Genomic DNA, 22,611 nt, shown 5'->3' on the forward strand with positions numbered 1-22,611 from the left:
GAGCGGCGCCGAACTTCTCGGCCCAGTCGGCCGCGGGCACGACGTGCCGGCGGATCGTCTTCGGGAGCGCCCTCAGCAGAGCGGTGACGAGCTCCGCGCGCAGCCCCGGCACCTGCCAGTCGAAGCCGTGATCCTCGATCTGCGCGAGCAGCGCCAGCGGGATGACCACGCTCACGCCGTCGTCGGACGCACCCGGCTCGAAACGGTAGGCGAGACCGAGGACCTGGTCGCCCTGCGTCCAGCGGGTCGGGAACTCGCTCTGATCGGCGCGACCGTCGTCGTCGAGGAGGTCCGCCTCGCGCATGACGAGCAGCTTCGGCGTCGATGCGAGGGCCTCGCGCCACCACGTCTCGAAGGATCGCACGTCGAAGACCTCGGCGGGGATCCGGTCGTCGTAGAACCGGAACACGGCCTCGTCGCCGGCCAGGATGTCGCGTCGGCGCTCGCGTTCCTCGAGCTTCTCGAGGCGCTTGCGCAGCTCTGCGTTGCTCCGCCAGAACGCACTCACCCGCTTCTCGATCCGCTGCGGATCCCACTCGCCCTCGACGAGCGCGTGCCGGAGGAACAGCTCACGGGACGCCGCCCGGTCGATGCGGGCGAACTGCACGCGGCGCCGGGGGATGATCTCCACCCCGAACAGCGTCACCTTCTCGAAGGCGACGGCAGCGCCGGCATCCTTCGACCAGTGCGGCTCTGTGACCTGCCGCTTCGCGAGGTCTCCGGCGAGAGGTTCCGCCCAGGCCGGGTCGATCGCGGCGGCGGTCCGCGCGAACATTCGCGACGTCTCCACGATCTCGGCCGCCATCACTGCCTGCGGACTCTTCTTCCGCAGGGCGGAGCCGGGGAAGATCGAGAAGCGGATGCCGCGCGCGCCTCGGTACTCCGCGACACGTCGTTTCGGATCCTTACCGGGGGAGTGCGCCTTCGCGGTCGGCACGTTCCGCTCATCGAGCAGGCCGATCTGCGAGAGCAGCCCGGCGAGCAGGGCGCGATGCACGGCATCCGGGTCGGCGGTGCCCGTGGGGTCCGCCGCCTTGACCAGGGTGCGCAGCTGCCGGTGCACGTCGAACCATTCACGCACGCGCACGTAGTTCAGGTGCTCGGAGCGGCAGAGCCGGCGGAATGCGCTGGATCCGAGTTCGGCCTGCTGCTCGCGGAGGTGGTTCCACAGGTTCAGCATCGCGAGGAAGTCGCTCGTCGGGTCCGCGAAGCGCGCATGCAGGCGGTCGGCCTCCTCACGGCGCTCCTCCGGGCGCTCGCGGACGTCCTGAATCGACAGACCGGCCACGATCGGGAGGACAGAGGCGGTGACACCGTGCCGGCCGGACTCTACGAGCATCCGCGCGAATCGCGGATCGATCGGCATCCGTGAGATGTCCCGGCCGATGCGCGTGAGGCGCGGCGCCTCCGAACCTCGTGACGCGGCCACCGCACCGAGTTCGGTGAGCAGGTCGAACGCCGCCTTCACGCCACGGGAATCAGGAGGCGTGAGGAAGGGGAAGGCGGTGATGTCGCCGAATCCCAGGGCGAGCATCTGCAGGATGACCGACGCGAGCGAGGTGCGCAGGATCTCGGGTTCGGTGAACTCCGGGCGCTTGAGGAAGTCCTCTTCGCTGTACAGGCGGATGGCGATGCCGTCGCTGGTGCGTCCGGCACGACCCGCGCGCTGATTGGCCGAGGCCTGCGAGATCGCCTCGATCGGCAGCTGCTGCACCTTGGAGCGGTTGCTGTAGCGCGAGATGCGCGCGGTACCGGTGTCGATGACATAGCGGATGCCGGGAACCGTGAGGCTGGTCTCGGCGACGTTCGTGGCGAGGACGACGCGGCGACGGACTCCGGCCACGCGACTGCGCTCGAAGACGCGGTGCTGCTCGGCGGCGGACAGTCGTCCGTAGAGGGGGAGCACTTCCGTCGGGGAGCGGTCCTTCGCGTAGGCGCCGCGCACGGCGTCCGCCGCATCCCGGATCTCCGCCTCGCCAGGAAGGAACACCAGCACGTCTCCCGGCTCTTCTCGATCGAGTTCGCGGAGGGCCGTGACGATGGCCGACACCTCGTCGTCCGGTTCGCCGGAGTTCGGCCGGTTCGGGGACTCCGCGGCTCCCGCGTCGTCGACGAGGGGCCGGTACCGGATCTCGACGGGGTACGTGCGTCCGGAGACCTCGATGATCGGGGCCGGCTCTCCTCCAGCAGGCGCGAAGTGCTTCGCGAAGCTCTCCGGATCGATCGTCGCCGAGGTGATGATCACCTTCAGGTCCGGTCGCTCCGGCAGGATGCGGACGAGGTAGCCCAGGAGGAAATCGACGTTGAGCGACCGCTCGTGCGCCTCGTCGATGATGATCGTGTCGTAGCGGGTGAGCAGCCGGTCGCGGTGGATCTCGTTGAGCAGGATGCCGTCGGTCATCAGTGCGACCCGCGTGGCCTCGGAGACCTTGTCGGTGAAGCGCACCTTGTACCCGACGAGGGTGCCGAGTTCGACCTGCAGCTCCTCGGCGACGCGCTCGGCGATCGTGCGGGCGGCGAGGCGCCGAGGCTGGGTGTGCGCGATGCGCTCCCGCCCCAGCTCGAGGCAGATCTTCGGCAGCTGCGTCGTCTTGCCCGAACCGGTGGCGCCGGCGACGATCACGACCTGGTGGTCGCGGATGGCGTCGGCGATCTCCGCCCTGGCGGCGCTGACGGGCAGCTCCGGAGGGTAGGAGATCACGAGGGGGGACGCAGGCATGGCTCTCTATCGTATGACGCCCCCGAGAGGCGGCATCCCTATGATCGATCCGTGACGACAGCCGCAGCTTCCTCCGCCCCCGCGCCGACCTCGCCGACCGCGTCGCAGTGGTGGCGGGACTTCGGCCGGCCCCCGCGGATCATGGGACTCGACGTCGCGCGTGCGATCGCGATCATCGGCATGATCGGCGCCCATCTGGGGGAGACCGCAGAGACGGTCGAGCCCTCGGATCCCGCGGCCTGGACCGCACTCGTGCACGGCAACCCGTCGCTGCTGTTCGCGCTGCTCGCCGGCTTCTCGATCTCGCTGATGACACGTCGTGGTGAGGTCGCCCCGGAGGACGTGCCGGCGGTGCGACTGCGGATGCTCGGTCGTGGCGCGACGATCTTCGTCATCGGCCTGATCCTCGAGCTCCTGAACACCCCCATCGCGGTGATCCTCACCCTCTACGGCGTGCTCTACATCGCCGTCATCCCGGTGCTGCGCTGGCGCACGTCGCGGCTGATCCTCACGGCGGCACTGCTCGGCCTGTGCGGGCCGCCTCTGCTCGCGCTGCTCTCGCTGCTCTCGGCCGGCGCCAGTGGCGGCGGTATCTCGCTCGTACTCTTCGGCAGCTATCCGATCACCGTGTGGCTGTGCTTCGGCGTGACCGGAATGGTGCTCGGGCGGCTGCGCCTCGACCTCATGCGCACGGCTGTCTGGTTCGTCGCGGTCGGCCTCGTCTGCGCGACGGTCGGCTTCGGGCTGGGCTCCGTCGGCTCCTCGAGCGTCACGACAGGCGGTGAGTTCGCCTCGCCACGCGGGTGGGCCGATTGGGTGCAGCTCTGGAGTCAGGCGGAGCCGCTCGACCGGATGCGGGATGCGGTCCTGGAGGCCGCGCCGCATTCGGGCGGCGTGATGGAGATCCTCGGTGCCGGGGGCCTCGGCACCGCCGTGATCGGGGTGTGCATCCTGCTGAGCAGGCCACTGCGCTGGCTGCTGCTTCCGTTCGCTGCGCTCGGTTCCATGCCGCTCAGCGCATACACCGCGCACGTGGTGTCGTACGTGGTTCTCGCCGGGCCCGGCGGATTCATCTCGTCGAACGAGACCTGGATCTGGTCGGCCGTCGTCCTGCTGATCGTGACGACCACGTGGTCGATCGTCTTCGGTCGCGGTCCGCTGGAGCGTCTGACCGCACGCGTGGCGGATGCCGCCGCATCCGCCCCGCGTCATGCGCTGCGCCCATAGGCTGGATCTCATGACGATCCCCACTCTCGAACTCAACGACGGCAACTCCATCCCGCAGCTGGGCTACGGCGTCTTCAAGGTCCCCGCGGACGAGACAGAGCGAGCAGTCAGCGACGCACTCGAAATCGGCTACCGCCACATCGACACCGCAGCCATCTACGGCAACGAAGAGGGCGTCGGTGCAGCGATCGCGAAGAGCGGCATCGCGCGTGACGAGCTCTTCATCACCACCAAACTCTGGAACGACCGTCACGAGGGCGACGCCCCGAACGCGGCGATCGCGGAGAGCCTGGAGAAGCTCGGCCTCGAGCAGGTCGACCTCTACCTCGTGCACTGGCCGACGCCCGCCAAGGACAACTTCGTGCACGCCTTCGCGAAACTCGTCGAGCTGCGCGAAGCCGGACTCACTCGCAGCGTCGGCGTCTCGAACTTCCTGGTGGAGCACCTGGAGCGGGTCGTCGACGAGACCGGCGTCGTGCCGGCGGTGAACCAGATCGAGCTGCATCCCGCGTACCAGCAACGCGATGTCGTCGCCTGGAGCACCGAGCGCGGTATCCGCACCGAGGCATGGGGGCCGCTCGGCCAGGGCAAGTACGACCTGTTCGGCACGCCGGCCGTCGCCGAGGCTGCGGCGGCGCATGGCGTCACGCCGGCACAGGCGGTGCTGCGCTGGCACCTGCAGAAGGGCATCATCGTCTTCCCGAAGTCGGTGCGTGCCGAGCGCCTGCGCGAGAACCTCGATGTGTTCGGCTTCACGCTGACCGAGGCCGAGGTCGCCGGGATCGACGAGATCGATCCGCTGGACGGATCCGGTCGCGTCGGCACGCACCCGAACGAGTTCAACTGACCGACTCGAAGGCCACGGGCGTAGCGTGAAGGCATGACCAACCGGCTCGCCGACACGCTCAGCCCGTACCTCCGCGCGCACGCGGACAACCCGGTCGACTGGTTCCCCTGGGGATCGGACGCTTTCACCGAGGCGCAGCGACGCGACGTTCCGCTGCTGATCTCGATCGGATACTCGACGTGCCATTGGTGCCACGTGATGGCGCGCGAGTCCTTCGCGGACCCGGCGATCGCCGCCGTGATGAACGAGGGCTTCGTCTCGGTGAAGGTCGATCGCGAAGAGCATCCGGACGTCGACGGCGCCTTCATGGCCGCCGCGTCCGCCTTCACCCAGAACCTGGGCTGGCCGCTCACCGTGTTCGCGACGCCGCAGGGACAGGTGTTCTATGCGGGAACGTACTGGCCGCCCGTCGCGCGTGAGCCGATGCCGGCGTTCCAGGACGTGCTCGGGGCGGTGCGCGAGGCGTGGACGTCGCGGCGGGACGGGGTCGAGGAGTCCGCGGGTGCGGTCGCTGAGGCTCTCGCCAGGGCAGCAGCACCATCGCCCTCCGGCCTGCCGGACGGGGCCGCGATCGTCGAGGCCGCCGAATCCATCGCCGCGCGGGAGGACCACCGGTTCGGCGGGTACGGCGGGGCGCCGAAGTTCCCCGTCGCGACCACGCTGCGGTTCCTGCAGAGTCCTCTGGTGCGACGTGACGCCCCGGATGCCGCGGCTTCCGCGCACCGTGCTCTCGCCGCGATGGTCTCGTCCGAGCTGCGGGATGCCGTCGACGGAGGGTTCTTCCGCTATGCCACGCAGCGCGACTGGACGGTGCCGCACTACGAACGGATGCTCACCGACAACGCCCAGCTGCTGGAGGCCGCCCTCGAGGACGGGGACACCGCGACCGCTCGAGGCATCGCCGGCTTCCTGGTGAACGTGCTGCAGCGAGACGGTGGCGGCTTCGGCGCCGCACAGGATTCGGAATCCTGGATCGACGGAGAGCGGAACGAGGGCGGCTACTACGCGCGATCCGCGGCCGCCCGCGCCTCTCTCGAGCCGCCCGCGGTGGACGGCAAGGTGATCACCGGGTGGAACGGCCTCTCGATCGGCGCTCTCGCGCGCGCCGGCGACCTGCTGCGGGAACAGCCCTGGATCGCCGCGGCGGCGCGCGCGGCCGACACCGTCCTGCATGTGAACCGCGGTGCGGACGGGGAACTCGTGCGCACATCCCTCGACGGCATCGCGTCGACGGCAGTCGCGACCCGGGCCGATCTCGGCCTCCTCGCCGACGGCCTGTTCGCCCTCGCCACAGCATCCGGCGACGTCGCCTGGGCCGTGAGGGGGAGGGAGATCCTCGACCGGGCGCTCGACGGCGTCGCGGCGGATCCGGTGCTGTCCGAATACGCGGTGGCGCTCTCGCCCGACCAGAGCGACGGCGACCTGCCGTCCGGCGCGGCAGCCGTCGCCGCATCGGCGCTGACGGCCTGGCGACTCGGCGCCGGAGAGCACTACCGTGCCGCTGCCGAGGCCGTCGTACGCGAGCACTCGGCACGCGCACTGGCGCAGCCGTTCGCCTATGGGTCGCTCTTGCAGGTCGCCGCCGGACTCGCGGAGCCGCCGCGACAGGTGGTCGTCGTCACCGCGGATCGTGGTGGCGCGCTCGCCGGGGCGGCGCGCGTCGCCGATGCCGATGTGGTCGCCGTGGTGACGTCGGCGCAGGCCGTCGCCTTCGCGGATGCCGGCTTCGAGCTGTTCTCAGGGAAAGCCGAAGCTGCGGAGCGAGCGTACGACTGCCGCGCCTTCGTGTGCCGGCTCCCGGTGTCGGATCCCGCCGAGCTCTCCGTCCTGCGCTGAGTCGGATGACGTGTGGAGCGGGTTCTCAGCGCGCGTTGCGCGGATGCTGCCGCGCAGCCCGCTCGTTGCCGCGTCGGTAGTTCCCCGTGACGCGAGCCATGAGCAGCTGCGGGTCGCCCTGCTGGACCTGCGCCAGGAACTCGGTCGCGCGTGCTCCGCGGAGGGCGGTCGCGGTGATGCCGTGGTGCTGGATGACGACGTCGTCGCCGCGAACGGTGAACTCGAATCCGCTCGCGCTGCCCATGGGGCGATCCTAGCGACGCCGTCCCGTCGCGCGACGCCCCGGTGAGCACTATGCGCACCCGGCCACCGCGGAACGCCGGTCGTCTGCGCGGTGTGCCCGGCGCACGCTGACCGGATTGCTCCGACCGAGGCATCTGGTCTAGTCTGGCGCGGCGCCCGGCGCCGCCCCGACGGGCGCTCCCGCACTCCAGATCAGCGAATGAACGAGGACGTCCCCGCATGACCGAAGTGCCGACCACGACGACGACCACCCCAGGCCTGCACCCGGGACTCACCCGACGCCAGATCTCGATGATGGGCCTCGGCGGCGCGATCGGCGCCGGCCTCTTCGTCGGATCCGGCCAGGCCATCGGGCTCGCCGGCCCGGCCGTGCTCATCTCGTTCCTCGTCGCCGGCGCCATCGTCGTGCTGGTGATGGCGATGCTCGCCGAGATGGTGGCGGCGAGGCCCAGCTCGGGCGCTTTCAGCTCCTATGCGCAGAAGGCGATGGGACGCAGCGCAGGCAGCGCCGTCGGCTGGCTGTACTGGATCCAGCTCGTCGTCGTGATCGCGGCCGAGGCCACCGGCGCCGCCGGCATCGTCGTCGGGTGGGTGCCGGCGGTGCCCGCGTGGATGTGGGTGCTCGTCTTCGTGGTGGCGCTCACGGCGGTCAACCTCTTCGGCGTGCGCAACTACGGCCGCTTCGAGTTCTGGTTCGCGGCGATCAAGGTCGCCGCGATCATCCTGTTCCTCGTCGTCGGGGTGTGCGCGATCATCGGCCTCCTCCCCGGCGTGCCGGCGACCGGCATCGGCAACCTCACCGCGCACGGCGGCTTCGCTCCGAACGGGCTCACCGGGATGGCCGCTGCGCTCCTGATCGTGCTGTTCGCGTTCGGAGGGACCGAGGTCGTGGCGATCGCGGCGGCCGAGTCCGACGACCCGGCGCGCAACATCCGCCGCATCGTCCGTGAGGTGATGGTGCGGATCATCGTGTTCTACTTCGGCTCGATCTTCGTCATCGTCGCTGTGCTGCCGTGGAACGACCCCGCAGTCCTGGACGGACCGTTCTCGGCGGTGCTCGCTACGATCCGGGTGCCGGGAGTCGACCTGGTGATGTCGCTCATCGTCGTCATCGCCCTGCTGTCGGCGATGAACGCGAACATCTACGGCGCCTCGCGGATGGCGTTCTCGCTGGGCGAGCGCGACCTGGCTCCGCAGACGATCACCCGCACCAGCGAGAAGGGTGTCCCGTACGTCGCCGTCCTGGCATCCGTCGCGTTCGGATTCGTCACGGTCGGACTGAACTGGGCCTTCCCGGACGTCGTGCTGCCGGCCCTGCTCAACGTCGTCGGCTCGACGGTGCTGGTGATCTGGACGGCGACCGCGATCACGCAGATCATCCTGCGCCGACGGGCGGATCAGGCCGGAGAGACGCTGCCGATGCGCATGTGGGGCTTCCCGTGGCTGTCGTGGCTGTGCCTGGCGCTGCTCGCCGGAGTCATCGCCCTCGCCCTGACCGATCCGGCAGCGCGCACCCAGCTGCTGCTCACGATCGGACTGACCGCCGTTCTGCTGCTGGTCGCCCGCCTGACCCGCGGGGTCTCGCGCCCGGACGTCGTGCCGGAGTAGCTCCGGCGATCAGATCCAGCCCGGCATCCAGTTGTGCACGAGCCAGAACTGGTACGGCACGTTCATCCCGGTCCAGACGGGGTAGAAGAACGCCGACACCAGCACGGCGAATGCGAGGAAGACCAGCACCGTGCTCTCGCCGGAGCGACGCCGGTACAGCGGCTCGTCGCGACCGCCCGCGATCTCCCGCAGCGTCAGGGCGAGGGCGAGCACGAGGAACGGCATCATCGCCACGGTGTAGAACTGGAAGATCGTCCGTTCCGGGATCAGCAACCAGGGCACGTAGGTCACCGCGAGCCCGACCAGCGGCACCGTGAACGCCGGCCCCACGGGAGCGCGCTCGATCAGGCCGCGCACGAACCGGTAGATGAGATAGACGGATGCCGCGACACCGCCGAACCAGATGAGCGGGTTGGGGATGCTGGAGATCACGGCGATGCAGTGATCCACCCCGCACGTGCCTGGCTCGCCGCCGACCCAGACGGCGGTCGGGCGCAGCAACAGCGGCCACTGCCAGGCCGGACTCTCGTACTGATGCCCGGTGGAGAGCCCGACATGGAAGCCGAGGATCGACTGGTGGTAGTTCCACAGCGCGACGAGCGGGTTCGGATCGCTCTGCCTGTCGTATCCGCCGGCGGTCACGAGCCACCCGGTCCAGCTGACCAGGTATGTCACGAGCGCCGGGAGCACGAGCAGCACGAACGACACGGGGCCCTGCCGGAATGCGGCAGCGGTCGGCCAGAACACCACCCCCGCGCGTCGGCGCGCCAGAGCATCCGTCACCACCACGTACAGTCCGAGGCCGGCGAGCGCGTACAGCCCTGACCACTTGACGGCGGATGCGGCACCCAGGGCGACTCCGGCGGCGATCAGCCACGGCCGGCGCCACAGAACCAGCCCCCAGAACGGGTCGGGTTCGTCGGGATCACGCCGCTCCAGGATCGGGATCGCGCGCCTGCGATCGAGCAGCACGAACAGGAATCCGAGCAGGATGAAGAACGTCAGCGAACCGTCCAGAAGGGCGATCCGGCTCATGACGATGCTGAGGCCGTCGATGGCCAGCAGGGAGCCCGCGACGGTGGCGACGACGAGCGAACCCGACAGCTCGCGCGCGATCAGGTAGACGAGCAGCACCGTGCCGGTGCCGATGAGGGCCGTCGTCAGACGCCACCCCTCGCTGACGCCTGGTCCGCCGATCGCCATGCCGAGAGCGATGATCCATTTGCCCAGCGGCGGGTGCACGACGAAGGAGCCGCTCGGAGCGAGAGGGAGGTCCGTGCCGCTCGGGAAGGCCTCGTTGGCTCCGTCCCCCCAGGTGCCCTCGTAGCCGAGGGTCCACAGCGACCAGGCGTCCTTCACGTAGTACGTCTCGTCGAAGGCGAGGACGTGCGGATGACCCGCGCCGGTGACGCGCAGCACCAGCGCGAGCATCGTCACCGCGAGCGGCGCGAACCAGCGCAGCATCCGCCCCCAGTCGGGGTCGAGGACGATACGGTCGCGAAGCCGCCCGTAGTGTGTCAGCCGCTCCTGGTGAGCCGGCAGGAGGGGCAGGGGTGCGGTCACGGCTACAGCCTAGACAACGGACATAGGCTGAGCGGGTGATCATCCTCGCTGCCACACCCATCGGCAATCTCGGCGACGCCTCGCGCCGTCTGATCGAGGTTCTCGAGAACGCGGAGATCATCGCCGCCGAAGACACCCGCACGACGCAGAAGCTCCTCAAGGCGCTGAGCATCGAGAACCGGCCGCGCCTGATCGCCCTGCACGACCACAATGAGAAGCAGAAGGCCGCCGAACTGGCCGCGCTCGCCGTGGAGACCGACATCGTCGTGCTGAGCGACGCCGGGATGCCCGCGATCAGCGACCCGGGCTACGGGCTGGTCGCCGAAGCCGTCGCCCAGGGGGTCACGGTCACAGCCATCCCCGGCCCCAGTGCCGTGCTGATGGCGCTCGCGATCTCCGGCCTGCCCACCGACCGGTTCACCTTCGAGGGCTTCCTGCCGCGCAAGCCGGGCGAGCGGCGCTCGATGCTGCGGGCGCTCGCCGCGGAGCCGCGCACGATGCTCTTCTTCGAGTCGCCCGCCCGACTGGCCGGATCTCTCGCCGACATGGGCTCCGCGTTCGGCGACGATCGCCGCATCGCCGTCTGCCGTGAGCTCACCAAGTTCTACGAAGAGGTCCGGCGGGGCACGGCATCCGAGCTCGTCGAGTGGGCCTCCGCCGGCGTGAAGGGCGAGATCGTGGTCGTGGTCGAGGGCGCAGCCCTGCGGGACGCGTCGCCCGAGGACGCGCTCGCCCAGGTCCAGACGCTCGTCGCCTCCGGCATCCGCCTGAAGGATGCCGCCGCCGAAGTCGCCGGGCTCACCGGACTGTCCTCCCGCGACCTGTATCAGGCGGCGCTCGCCGCCCGGACCCGATGACCCGCGACTCCGATACCGCGATCGCGGCGGCCTACGACGCCCGAGCGGCCGAGTACCTCGATCTCGCCGGGCGCATCGACCAGATGGAGGCAGTGGATCGGGACCTCATCGCGCGATGGCGGGATGCGACACCCGGCACCCTGCTGGATGCCGGATGCGGGCCGGGGCACTGGACAGAGTTCCTGCATGACGGCGCCCGCGAGGTCGTCGGGATCGACCTCTCCGCGGAATTCCTCGCCTCGGCGCGAACGGCCTTCCCCCACCTGCGGTTCCTCGAGGGCACGTTCCGCGGCCTCCCGTTCCCGGACGGCTCAGTCGGCGGAATCCTGTCCTGGTACTCCCTGATCCACTCGCCGCCCGTCGCCGTCCCGGCCGCGCTCGCCGAGTTCGCTCGCGTGCTGGCACCGGGCGGAAGCCTCCTCCTCGGCTTCTTCGACGGTGAACCGCGGGAGCAGTTCGCGCATGCGGTGCTCCCCGCCTGGTTCTGGTCGGCGGATGCGCTCGCCGAGGTCCTCACAGCGGCGGGATTCGACGTCGTCGAGCGCGAGCGACGCGAAAGAGTCGCAGGCGAGGCCAGTCGGCGCCCGCACGGCTCCGTGACCGCCCGCCGTGTCTGACGCGGTGTTCTCCGTGGGCGGGGATGCTCGCCGGGTAGCCTGGGCTCAGGCAGGCGGAGGGAGTGGATCGTGACGAAGGCTGCGACGGTGTACGACGTGGCCGACCGTGCGGGCGTCTCGATCGCGACCGTCTCCCGGGTGCTGCGGATGCCGGACGCGGTGCGGCCGGTCACCCGCGAACGCGTTCTCGACGCCGTCTCCGCTCTCGGCTATGTGCCCAGCGGCAGCGCCCGAGGCCTCGCCGAGCGCCGGACCGGCGTGCTGGGGCTGTACTTTCCCGGCTTCGACGCGGCCGAGGAAGCCCCATCGCTCGACGTACTCTCCGCCGCAGGTGCTCCGGCGCATCCGTTCACCGTCGTTCACGACGAGGCGGCGGAAGCGGAGAGCCACCCGACCATGCTCTTCCTCGACGAGGTGCTTCGAGGAGCCGAGTTGGAGGCCTGGAAACAGGGTTTCGTCCTCATGATCGGCGTCGGGCGCGATGATCCGGACCGTTCCACGGTGCGCGACATGGCCGGCCGCGTGGACGGCCTGATGGTCCTCGCCAGCAGTGTGCCCGATGATGTGCTGGCCAGGCTCGCCCGCCGCATCCCCGTGGTGGTGCTCGCCGGCCCCCCGCGCGGTGACCGCTACGACCACGTCACGGTGAGCAACACCGAGGCCATGGCCGAGCTCACCCGGCTCGTCCTCGCGCAGACGGACGGGAGCCCGCCGGCCTTCCTGGCAGGACCCGCGGACTCCCCGGACGGCCTGCAGCGCTGGGAGGGCTTCTCCACGGCGATCTCCGAAGCCGGCATCCCGATCGACGACGTCACTGTCGTGCGGGGGGATTTCACCCGGGCCTCCGGACGACGCGCAGCGGAACGACTCCTGAGCGGGAAGCTGCCCGCGGCGATGATGTCGGCCAATGATCAGATGGCTCTCGGCGCGCTCGACGTGCTCCGTGCTGCCGGTGTCCGCGTGCCCGACGACCTGCTCGTCACGGGGTTCGACGGAATCGAGGCGGCGGCGCTGTCGAGCCCGCCGCTGACCACCGTCCGCCAGCCCATGATCGAGCTCGGCAGGGCAGCGGTGCAGGTGCTGGCACGCCGGCTGGAACAGCCCGACATCGATCCGGTCTTCGTGCGCCTGCCGCTGGAGATCATGCTCCGGGAGAGCTCGGCGCGTCGGACCTGACGCTCGGATCACGCGCGATCGACGCGCTCGGGATCCCGTCCAGGGGTTGCGGTTCCAAAATGTATGCGCTTACAATTGCCGGAGCGGCGGATGCCGTTACGGGTGCTCGGACCGACGAGCGCCCTTCATGACAGAGACGACATGAGGTGGCAGGGTGTCGAAGACGCACATGTTCCGGCGCTGGCGGAGAGCCGCGGTGATGGGCCTCGCGGTCGCAGCCGTCGCGCTCAGCGGGTGCAGCATCCAGATCAGCTCTCAGCCTGATCCCTCGATCGGCGAGGACACGATGCTCATCAACGCCGACAAGGGGAATCCGTTCTTCACGCGGAACTTCAACCCGTACCTCACCAACACGCGCACCGCCTCGCGGTGGATCTACGAGCCGCTCATCCTCGTCAACCCGCTCGACGGCACGCAGAACCCGTGGCTGGCGTCTGAATGGACCCAGCCGGACGCACGCACGATCGTCATGACGATCCGGGACGGGGTCCGGTGGAGCGACGGCGAGGCCTTCACCCCCGAAGACGTCGCGTTCACGTTCCAGCTCCTCAAGGACAATCCGGCGCTCGACATCAAGGGCGCCTGGCAGCACCTCGACAGCGTCGACGTCGAGGGCGGCGACGTCGTGTTCCACCTGAAGGGCGAGGATGCGCCCTCGCTGCCGATCCTGGGGCAGACGATGATCGTCCCCGAGCACCTGTGGTCGGATGTCTCCGATCCGGGTACCTGGCGCAACGAAGAGCCTGTCGGCACCGGCCCGTTCGTGCTCGGCAACTACAACGATCAGCAGTACTCGATGGACAGGAATCCGGAGTACTGGCAGGCGGATTCGATCGAGATCGAGCACGTGGTGCTGCCGGCGACGAACTCCCAGCTCGACACGGTCACCCGTGGATACGACTGGGCCTATTCCTTCATCTCCGATGTCGAGGGCACTTGGGGAGCGGCCAGCCCGCACAACGACTGGTGGTTCCCGCCGGCCGGCGTGATCTCCCTGGTGCCGAACCTCGAGGTCGCGCCCTTCGACGATGTCAACGTGCGCCGGGGGATCGCGCTCGCGCTCGACCGCGAGGAGATCGCCGAGACCGCGTCGGAAGGTTACATGCAGCCGGCGGGGCAGACGGGCCTCGTGCTGCCGAACCAGGAGGAGTATCTCGACCCGGCGATCCCCGACGAAGGCATGATCAGCCAGGACGCGGATGCCGCACTGGCGGCCTTCGCCGAGTCCGGCTACACGCTGCAGGGCGACCGGCTGGTCGGCGCGGACGGCGAGCAGCTGGAGTTCTCCCTCACCACGGCCAACGGCTTCTCCGACTGGACTCGGGCAGCTCAAGCCGTTCAGCGTCAGCTCGCCGAGGTCGGAGTGAAGGTCACCCTGAAGCTCCCGCAGCCCGCCGGCTACCAGAGCGCCATCAGCAACGGCGACTTCGAGATGGCCATCGGCGGCATGGGGAACGGCGACGTCTACCAGGCGTACAACGGTCTTCTCTCCAGCGAGTTCTACGTGCCCTCCGGTGAGACGACCTCGAACAACTTCCAGCGCTACCGGTCAGCCGACGCCGACGCCCTGCTGGCCGAGTACCGAGCCACGGTGGACCCTGCCCGCCAGGCGGCGATCGTGCACGAACTGCAGAACATCGTCTACGAGGATCTGCCCGTGATCGGGCTGTACTACGGCGGCATCTGGGGTCTGTTCAACGACGCGAAATTCACCGGATGGCCCTCAGAGGAGGACCCGTACATGATCCCGCAGAACTACGATTCGGCGCCGCTGATGATCTTCACCCGGCTCGAGCGTGTGAAGGAGGAGGGCCAGTGAAGTACCTCCTCCAGAAGCTCGGGCTGTTCGTGCTCACGCTGTGGGCCGCGATCACCCTCAACTTCTTCCTCCCGCGGCTGATGCCCGGCTCGCCGGCAGACGCGGCGCTCGCGAAGCTGTCGCAGAACGGGCCGGTCTCGGACGCCACGCGCGCGGCCATCGAAGCACAGCTCGGCGTTCCCACCGGTTCGATGTGGGATCAGTACGTCGCGTACCTCGGTCAGGTGGCCCGGCTGGACTTCGGAGTCTCCTACACCTTCTATCCGCAGAGCGTGGCGAGCATGGTCTCCACGGCGCTGCCCTACACGCTCGTCCTCGTCGGGATCGTGACGATCCTCGCATTCGTCATCGGCACGCTCATCGGCGTCGCGGCGGCATGGCGGCGGGGAACCTGGCTGGATGCGCTGCCCACGCTCACGGGCTCGTTCCTCAGCACCTTCCCGTACTTCTGGACGGCGCTCCTGCTGCTGTTCTTCCTGGGCTACGTGCTCCACTGGTTCCCCACGACCGGCGCCTATTCGGCGACGACGACGCCCGGGTTCACCGGCGAGTTCATCGCCGACCTCGCCCGGCATGCGGTGCTTCCCGCGCTGACGATCCTCCTGACGTCGCTCGGCGGCTGGATCATCGGCATGCGCAACGCCATGATCAACACGCTCGGTGAGGACTACGTCACGTTCGCCGAGGCGAACGGACTGCGCGGAGGCACCATCGCCCTCCGGTACGCGGCTCGCAACGCGATCCTTCCCAACCTCACCGGCTTCGGGCTCACGCTCGGCGGCGTGGTCGGCGGGTCGATCCTCGTGGAGCAGGTCTTCGGATATCCCGGTATCGGGTATCTGCTCTTCAACGCCGTGATCGGACAGGACTACCCGCTCATGCAGGCGCTCTTCCTGATGATCACCGTGAGCGTGCTCATCGCCAACTTCCTCGTCGACATCCTGTACGGCGTACTGGACCCAAGGACCCGCCGATGACCTCCACGATGAACGTCAAAGTGCCCGTTGACCGGATCGCCGCGCCCAGCCGATGGCGCTCGCTCGGGAGGATGGTCGGAACCCTCTGGGAGAACGGCAAGGCCCGCCTCGGACTCTGCATCCTCGCGTTCTTCGTGCTCGTGGCGGTGTTCGCCCCGCTCATCGCACCGTACGGCGCGAAGGACAACAGCTTCGAGCGCAATGCCGACGCCTCGGTGGCGCATTGGCTGGGGACCACCGCGGCGGGTGAGGACGTGCTCAGTCAGCTCATCTACGGTGCGCAGGTCAGTCTTCTGGTCGGCTTCGCCGCCGGCATCCTCTCGACCATCGTCGCCGTCCTCATCGGCCTGAGCTGGGGGTACATGCGCGGCTTCGCGGGGGAAGCGGTCGGCTTCGTGGTCAACCTGTTCCTCGTGATCCCGGGGCTGCCGCTCATGATCGTCATCGCCGCCTATCTGCAGAACGGCGGCATCCTGATGATCATCGCCGTGATCGTCGTCACCGGGTGGGCGTGGGGCGCGCGCGTCCTGCGCAGCCAGACGCAGTCGCTGCGCGGGAACGACTTCGTCGCCTCGGCGCAGTTCTCCGGCGACAGCCCGATGCGGATCGTCTTCCGGGAGATCCTGCCGAACATGACCTCGATCATCGCCGGAACGCTCTTCGGCGCGGCGACGGCGGCGATCCTCGCCGAAGCGGGGCTCGAGTTCCTCGGGCTCGGCGACTCCAGCATCGTCAGCTGGGGCACGATGCTCTACTGGGCGCAGAACTCCAACTCCCTGCTCACAGGGCAGTGGCTGCTGCTGTTCGCCCCCGGTCTGTGCATCGCGCTCCTGGCGCTGAGTCTCACACTCATCAACTTCGGCGTGGATGGCATATCCAACCCGCGCCTGCGGGAAGGAAAAGGACGATGAGCGTGAACACGCCGACATCGATCGCAGCGGACGCCGAGGCGACCGACGAGCGAGAGGTGCTGCTCGATGTGCAGGGACTCTCCGTCGAGTACGCCTCGCCCGGCGCCATACCGGTCACCGCAGTGGAGGATGTGTCGTTCGCGCTGCGACGCGGTGAGTTCGTCGGGCTCGTCGGGGAGTCGGGTTCGGGCAAGTCGACGCTCGGCTTCGCGGTGACACGGCTGCAGAAGCCGCCGGCGCGGATCAGCGGCGGGCGGATCCTCTTCGGCGGCCGCGACATCCGCGGGCTGGATGCCGAGGAGCTGCGCCGTCAGCGGCAGGGCGGATTCGCCATGGTGCTGCAATCCGGGATGAACGCGCTCAACCCGGTGCGCACCGTCGGTGCGCATTTCCGTGACGTCTTCGCCGCGCACGGGCACATTCCCGCAGGCGAGCGCGAGGAGCGCGCACGCGATCTGGTCGGCAAGGTGGGCCTGGGCCCCGAGGTGCTCAAGCGCTACCCCGGCGAACTGTCCGGCGGGATGCGGCAGCGCGCGTCGATCGCGATCGCGCTGTCGCTGGAGCCGCAGCTCATGGTCTTCGATGAGCCGACGACGGCGCTGGACGTGCTCGTGCAGCACGCCGTGATGGACACGATCCGCGAGCTTCAGCAGACCGAGCACTTCACGGCGATCCTCATCAGCCACGATCTCGGAATCGTGCTCGAAGCCACCGACCGCGTCATGGTGATGCACGAGGGGCGCATCGTCGAGGACGCATCCAGCCACGCGATCCTGACGCGGCCGAAGGACGAGTACACGCAGATGCTGCTCAGCCACTATGCGGATCCGCGCGCCGAGACGATCTCCATTCCCGGATTCGTCGACCTCGGCACGCGGCGACGCGAGGGCAAGACCCGTACAGACGTCACCGAGACGCAGCCGACCGTGTCGCAGCGAGATGCACACCGCGCGGATGCCGCGGTCGTCGTCGACGGCGTGTCCAAGGTGTATCCCGCCCCGCGTCGCGGTCAGGACCCGGTCACCGCTGTCGATGACGTGTCGTTCCGCCTGGAGCCGGGGGAGGCGCTCGCGCTCGTCGGCGCCTCCGGCTCGGGGAAGTCGACCATCGCGAAGCTGATCACCGGTATCGAGAAGCCGACATCCGGCATCGTGAGATTCGGTGACGTCGACGTGCCATCTCTACGTCGTCGCGGACTGCGTGATCTCCGCAAGGACGTGCAGATGGTGTTCCAGGATCCGTACTCGGCCCTGAACCCGCTGCACACCGTGGAGTACGCGCTCACCCGCCCCGTGGTGAACTACGCGCCGCTCCGGGGCCGGGAGGCCAGGGCCCGGGTGCTGGAGCTTCTCGAGACCGTCGGGCTCACCCCGGTCGAGCAGTTCGCCGCCAAGCTGCCCCACCAGCTGTCGGGGGGCCAGCGGCAGCGCGTCGTGATCGCACGAGCGCTCGCCAGCGACCCCCAGGTGCTCATCGCCGACGAACCGGTGTCGATGCTCGACGTCTCCCTGCGCGCCGGCGTCCTCGCTCTGCTGGAGGACCTGCGGGAGCGCTGGGGCATCAGCATGCTCTACATCACGCACGATCTGCTCAGCGCCCGCCTGGTCACCGAGAACATCCTGGTGCTCAACAGCGGGCGGGTGGTCGAACGGGGCGAGACCGCCCAGGTGCTGCAGCATCCGGAGGATCCCTACACCGTGCAGCTTCTGGATGCGGTTCCCAACCCGGCCCGCAGTGCACGCTGACCCCGCTGATCCGTTCATGACGACGAAAGGAGCACCCGTGCTCGAATTCCCCGAAGGCTTCCTCTGGGGCGCCGCGACCGCGGCCCATCAGGTGGAGGGGAACAACACGACCAGCAACTGGTGGGCGATGGAGCACGCCCCGGGCTCGCCGATGGTCGAGCCGTCCGGAGACGCGGCCGACCACTTCCACCGCTACCCGGAGGACATGCGCCTCCTGGCGGAAGCCGGCCTGAACTCGTACCGGTTCTCCGTGGAGTGGGCGCGGATCGAACCGGAACGCGGATTCGTCTCCCGGGCGATGCTCGATCACTACCGCCGCATGATCGACACGGCGCGCGAGCACGGACTGGATCCGACCGTCACGCTGATGCACTTCACGGTGCCGCAGTGGTTCCAGCGGGACGGCTTCTGGCGCGCGGACGACGCCGTCGACCTGTTCTCGCGCTACGTCGAGACGGTGCTGCCGATCCTCGACGGCGTGGACTACGTCTGCACGATCAACGAGCCGAACATCGCGGCCATGCTCGCCGGAGGCGAGGACGCGTCGAACCTCGTCGCGTTCGGCCTGCCGCGCCCCGACCTCGGTGTCGCGGACACGCTGCTCGCCGCGCACCGGAGGGCATCGGAGATCCTGCACACGGTCGACGGCGTCAAGGCCGGCTGGACGATCGCCACGCAGGCGTTCCACTCCACGGGCGAACCGGGTGCCGACGAGATGCTCGCCGAGTACGGCGACCCGCGCGACCACTGGTACCTGGAGCAGTCCGCCGGTGACGACTTCGTCGGCGTGCAGGCCTACACCCGTACGTTCATCGGACCGGAGGGGCCGATCCCGGTCGCCGATGACGTGGAGACCACGCTCACCGGCTGGGAATTCTTCCCGCAGGCTCTCGAGATGGGCGTGCGCAGCGCCTGGGAGCTCAGCGGGGGAGTCCCGGTTCTCGTGACCGAGAACGGCATCGCGACGTCCGACGACACTCGCCGCATCGCGTACACCCAGGGGGCGCTGGAGGGGCTGCATCGAGCGATCTCCGACGGCATCGACGTGCGCGGCTACCAGCACTGGAGCGCGCTGGACAACTATGAGTGGGCCAGCGGCTTCGCTCCGACCTTCGGGCTGATCGCGTTCGATCACGAGACCTTCGTCCGCACGCCGAAGCCGGCCCTGGCCTGGCTCGGAGATGTCGCCCGCCGCAACGGACTCTGACGGAATCCGCCGACGGGGGCCAACAGGCCCGACGGTCGCCGTCGGCGCTACGCTCAGGTCATGACGCAGGGCATCGCGAGGCGTGACGGGTACCGGGCGGCGGCCGCCGGACTCGCCGCCGCCGCGTTCGGCGCCGGGCTCGGCGAGCTGAGCGCTGCGCTGTTCCTGCCGGCCGCGAGCCCGTTCGCCGTGGTCGGCGGCGCGCTGATCGACCTCGCGCCCAGCTGGGCGAAGGACCTTGCCATCGCCCTGTTCGACACGTTCGACAAGGCGGCCCTGCTGATCGGAATCGCGGTGGTGCTCGCCGTGATCGCCGCGACGGCCGGCGTTCTGGAGCGGCGGCGCGCCGGCGCGGGCGCCGTGATCGTGGGCGCCATCGGCGTCGTCGGGGCGGCGATCGCGATGACGCGCACCGGTGCGGGTGCCTTCTCGTGGGCGCCGTCGGCCGTCGCCGCTGCCGCAGCGATCGTGGCGCTGCGGATGCTCATCCGGCGCCTGCGCCCCGAGTCCAGACTGGCCGCTCCTGCGAACGGGACGGCCGACGAGATCGATCGTCGTCGGTTCCTGATCTGGACAGGAGCCGCGGCGGTCGTCGGAGTGGTCGCGCTCGTCGCCGCGAACGTCGCACACGGAGCATCCCGCTCCATCGAGGCCGTGCGCAAGGCGCTTCGGCTCCCCGTTGCGCAGAGTCCCGCCGCACCGATCCCGGCCGGAGCCGAGCTGGACGTCCCCGGTCTGGCACCGGTGGTGACGCCGAACCACGATTTCTATCGCATCGACACGGCGCTGGTCGTCCCGCAGGTTCACCCGGCGGACTGGTCGCTGCGCATCCACGGCATGGTCGATCGTGAGCTCGTGATCACCTGGGACGAACTGCTCGCGCTGCCGATGCAGGAGACGGATGTCACGCTGGCCTGCGTGTCGAACGACGTGGGCGGCTCACTGATCGGGAACGCCCGCTGGCTGGGACACCCCATCCGGGAGCTGCTCGCTCGCGCCGGCGTCGCGGACGACGCCGACATGGTCCTCTCGACCTCGGTCGACGGGTTCACGGCGTCGACACCGCTGGAGGCGCTCACCGACGGGCGCGACGCCTTGCTCGCGATCGGGATGAACGGCGAACCGCTGCCCGTCGTGCACGGATTCCCGGTGCGGATGGTCGTCCCAGGGCTCTACGGCTATGTCTCCGCGACCAAATGGGTCACGCAGCTCGAGGTGACCCGCTTCGACCGTGCCGACGCGTACTGGACGACCCGCGGCTGGTCCGCTCGCGGACCGATCAAGCTCCAATCGCGCATCGACGTCCCCCGCGAGGGGCGGCGGATCGACCGGGGTGACACGGTGATCGCCGGGATGGCGTGGCAGCAGCATGTCGGCGTCGACGGCGTGGAGGTGCGCATCGACGGCGGTCCGTGGCGGCCGGCGACGCTCGCGACCGCCATCTCGGACGACACCTGGGTCCAGTGGAGCGTGCCGTGGACCGCGGAGATCGGCAGTCACGAGATCGAGTGCCGGGCCGTCAGCTCCAAAGGAGAGACCCAGACCCAGGACCGTGCCGCTCCGGCCCCGGACGGCGCGCAGGGATGGCACCGGATCTCCGTGTCGGTCGCGTGAGCGACGCAGAGGGCACTGCGCCACGCGGCGCGTAACCACCCCCGGCATCCCGCCTAGAATTGTCCGCATGCCCGCAGGCGAATCGTTCTACATCACCACGCCCATCTACTACCCCTCCGATGTGCCGCACATCGGCCACGGGTACACGACGGTGGCCGTCGACACCCTTGCACGGTGGCATCGCCAGGCGGGGGATGACACCTGGATGCTCACCGGAACGGACGAGCACGGGCAGAAGATGCTGCGCGCGGCCGCGGCGAACAACGTCACCCCGCAGGAATGGGTCGACAAGCTCGTCAGCGAGGCGTGGTTCCCGCTGCTCGACACGCTCGACGTCGCCAACGACGACTTCATCCGCACCACGCAGGAGCGGCACGAGACCAACGTGCAGACGTTCTTCCAGCGGCTGTACGACCGCGGCTACATCTACGCCGGAGAGTACGAGGCGCTCTACTGCGTCGGCTGCGAGGAGTTCAAGCCGGAGTCCGAGATCGTCGACGGCACCGGACCCTTCGAGGGCCTGAAGGTCTGCGCGATCCACTCCAAGCCGCTGGAGCTGCTGCAGGAGAAGAACTACTTCTTCAAGCTCAGCGAGTTCCAGGACCGCCTGCTCGAGCTCTACAAGACCCAGCCGGACTTCGTGCGGCCGGATTCGGCGCGCAACGAGGTCGTCTCGTTCGTGAGCCAGGGTCTGAAGGACCTCTCCATCTCGCGTTCCACGTTCGACTGGGGCATCCCGCTGCCCTGGGACGAGTCGCACGTCATCTACGTGTGGGTGGATGCGCTGCTCAACTACGCCACCGCCATCGGCTACGGCTCCGACCAGGAGACGTTCGACCGCCGCTGGCCCGCGTACCACGTGGTCGGCAAAGACATCCTCCGCTTCCACGCCGTGATCTGGCCGGCGCTGCTGATGGCCGCCGGTCTCGAGGTGCCCAAGGGCGTCTTCGCGCACGGCTGGCTGCTCGTCGGCGGCGAGAAGATGTCGAAGTCGAAGCTCACCGGCATCGCGCCGACCGAGATCACCGACGTCTTCGGCTCGGACGCGTACCGCTTCTACTTCCTCTCCGCGATCGCCTTCGGACAGGACGGCTCGTTCTCCTGGGAAGACCTGTCGGCCCGCTACCAGGCCGAGCTCGCCAACGGCTTCGGCAACCTCGCCTCGCGCACCACGGCGATGATCGAGAAGTACTTCGAGGGGATCGTGCCGTCGGCCGCGGAGTACACGGAGCAGGATCTCGCGATCCAGAAGATCGTCGCGGATGCTGCGACGGCAGCGGATGCCGCGGTCGGTCAGTTCCGCATCGACGAGGCCATCTCGGCGATCTGGACGATCGTGGATGCGCTCAACGGCTACATCACCGACAACGAGCCGTGGGCGCTGGCCCGCGACGAGGACAAGCGCGCGCGCCTGGGCACCGTGCTGTACACGTGTGCCGAGGGTCTGCGCGCACTCGCGGTGCTGCTCTCGCCCGTGATGCCGCAGGCCACCCAGAAGCTCTGGATCGCGCTCGGCGCCGCCGAGACGCTCGGACGCATCGAGGATCAGCCGATCCGCGAGGCGGGCAGCTGGGGCATCCTTCGGCCCGGTACCGGCGTCAACAGTCTTGCCCCGCTGTTCCCGCGGGTGGAGTCCACCGCCTGA

17 protein-coding genes are annotated in these 22,611 nt (G+C 69.2%); 14 read left to right on the forward strand and 3 right to left on the reverse strand.

The window, feature by feature from the left end; all coding sequences use genetic code 11:
• Positions 1–2,719, reverse strand: a 2,719-nt coding sequence (hrpA, locus tag CUR96_RS10475; protein ID WP_180969000.1) for an ATP-dependent RNA helicase HrpA, incomplete at its 3' end; no start/stop codon positions are given.
• 51 nt (positions 2,720–2,770) lie between these two features.
• Between hrpA and CUR96_RS10480 the strand changes: the two genes are divergently transcribed.
• From CUR96_RS10480 to CUR96_RS10490, 3 genes are read left to right on the forward strand one after another with little or no spacing between them, the layout of a single operon-like run.
• Entirely contained in the window at positions 2,771–3,946 is a 1,176-nt protein-coding gene (locus CUR96_RS10480; protein WP_245861193.1) for a heparan-alpha-glucosaminide N-acetyltransferase domain-containing protein, read from the forward strand.
• A gap of 10 nt (positions 3,947–3,956) precedes the next feature.
• Positions 3,957–4,793 (forward strand): aldo/keto reductase, encoded by an 837-nt coding sequence (locus CUR96_RS10485; protein WP_102193262.1) that lies wholly within the window; start codon positions 3,957–3,959, stop codon positions 4,791–4,793.
• A gap of 33 nt (positions 4,794–4,826) precedes the next feature.
• On the forward strand, positions 4,827–6,629 hold the full coding sequence (locus tag CUR96_RS10490; RefSeq protein WP_102193263.1) for a thioredoxin domain-containing protein: 1,803 nt from the start codon (positions 4,827–4,829) through the stop codon (positions 6,627–6,629).
• Positions 6,630–6,654: 25 nt separating this feature from the next.
• Here the strand turns inward: CUR96_RS10490 and CUR96_RS10495 are convergent, their stop codons facing one another.
• Entirely contained in the window at positions 6,655–6,873 is a 219-nt protein-coding gene (locus tag CUR96_RS10495; RefSeq protein WP_102193264.1) for a hypothetical protein, read from the reverse strand.
• Between the two features lie 218 nt (positions 6,874–7,091).
• On the opposite strand from CUR96_RS10495, the gene CUR96_RS10500 reads away from it, so the two are divergent.
• Positions 7,092–8,480: an amino acid permease gene (locus CUR96_RS10500; protein WP_102193265.1), complete on the forward strand. Its 1,389-nt coding sequence runs from the start codon at positions 7,092–7,094 to the stop codon at positions 8,478–8,480.
• A gap of 9 nt (positions 8,481–8,489) precedes the next feature.
• Here the strand turns inward: CUR96_RS10500 and CUR96_RS10505 are convergent, their stop codons facing one another.
• Positions 8,490–10,043: a dolichyl-phosphate-mannose--protein mannosyltransferase gene (locus tag CUR96_RS10505; RefSeq protein ID WP_102193266.1), complete on the reverse strand. Its 1,554-nt coding sequence runs from the start codon at positions 10,041–10,043 to the stop codon at positions 8,490–8,492.
• A 35-nt stretch (positions 10,044–10,078) separates the two neighbouring features.
• Here CUR96_RS10505 and rsmI point away from each other — a divergent pair, with 35 nt between their 5' ends.
• From rsmI to metG, 10 genes are all read left to right on the forward strand, one after another.
• Positions 10,079–10,900, forward strand: a complete 822-nt coding sequence (gene rsmI, locus CUR96_RS10510; protein WP_102193267.1) for a 16S rRNA (cytidine(1402)-2'-O)-methyltransferase — start codon at positions 10,079–10,081, stop codon at positions 10,898–10,900.
• Complete coding sequence (locus CUR96_RS10515; RefSeq protein WP_102193268.1) at positions 10,897–11,517, forward strand: class I SAM-dependent methyltransferase; 621 nt, start codon at positions 10,897–10,899, stop codon at positions 11,515–11,517. Before rsmI ends, CUR96_RS10515 begins: the two co-directional genes overlap by 4 nt.
• A 69-nt stretch (positions 11,518–11,586) precedes the next feature.
• Positions 11,587–12,693, forward strand: coding sequence for a LacI family DNA-binding transcriptional regulator (locus tag CUR96_RS10520; RefSeq protein WP_180969001.1), 1,107 nt, complete (start codon positions 11,587–11,589; stop codon positions 12,691–12,693).
• Between the two features lie 154 nt (positions 12,694–12,847).
• Positions 12,848–14,512 carry an ABC transporter substrate-binding protein gene (locus tag CUR96_RS10525; RefSeq protein WP_245861195.1) on the forward strand — a complete coding sequence of 555 codons (1,665 nt, stop codon included), beginning with the start codon at positions 12,848–12,850 and terminating at the stop codon, positions 14,510–14,512.
• Positions 14,509–15,489, forward strand: a complete 981-nt coding sequence (locus tag CUR96_RS10530) for an ABC transporter permease (protein WP_102193269.1) — start codon at positions 14,509–14,511, stop codon at positions 15,487–15,489. The genes CUR96_RS10525 and CUR96_RS10530 overlap by 4 nt, the downstream gene beginning before the upstream one ends.
• Positions 15,486–16,400 carry an ABC transporter permease gene (locus CUR96_RS10535; protein ID WP_102193270.1) on the forward strand — a complete coding sequence of 305 codons (915 nt, stop codon included), beginning with the start codon at positions 15,486–15,488 and terminating at the stop codon, positions 16,398–16,400. Before CUR96_RS10530 ends, CUR96_RS10535 begins: the two co-directional genes overlap by 4 nt.
• A complete protein-coding gene (locus CUR96_RS10540; protein WP_102193271.1) occupies positions 16,397–18,145 on the forward strand; it encodes an ABC transporter ATP-binding protein in 1,749 nt (582 codons plus the stop codon). Before CUR96_RS10535 ends, CUR96_RS10540 begins: the two co-directional genes overlap by 4 nt.
• Before the next feature lie 37 nt (positions 18,146–18,182).
• The gene (locus CUR96_RS10545; protein WP_102193305.1) at positions 18,183–19,352 is read left to right on the forward strand and encodes a glycoside hydrolase family 1 protein; all 1,170 of its coding nucleotides are present in this window, start codon (positions 18,183–18,185) and stop codon (positions 19,350–19,352) included.
• Positions 19,353–19,412: 60 nt separating this feature from the next.
• Positions 19,413–20,966: a molybdopterin-dependent oxidoreductase gene (locus CUR96_RS10550; RefSeq protein WP_102193272.1), complete on the forward strand. Its 1,554-nt coding sequence runs from the start codon at positions 19,413–19,415 to the stop codon at positions 20,964–20,966.
• A gap of 67 nt (positions 20,967–21,033) precedes the next feature.
• A complete protein-coding gene (metG, locus tag CUR96_RS10555; protein WP_102193273.1) occupies positions 21,034–22,611 on the forward strand; it encodes a methionine--tRNA ligase in 1,578 nt (525 codons plus the stop codon).

This window comes from Microbacterium aurantiacum (assembly GCF_002872075.1).
Classification (GTDB): Bacteria; Actinomycetota; Actinomycetes; order Actinomycetales; family Microbacteriaceae; genus Microbacterium; species Microbacterium aurantiacum_A.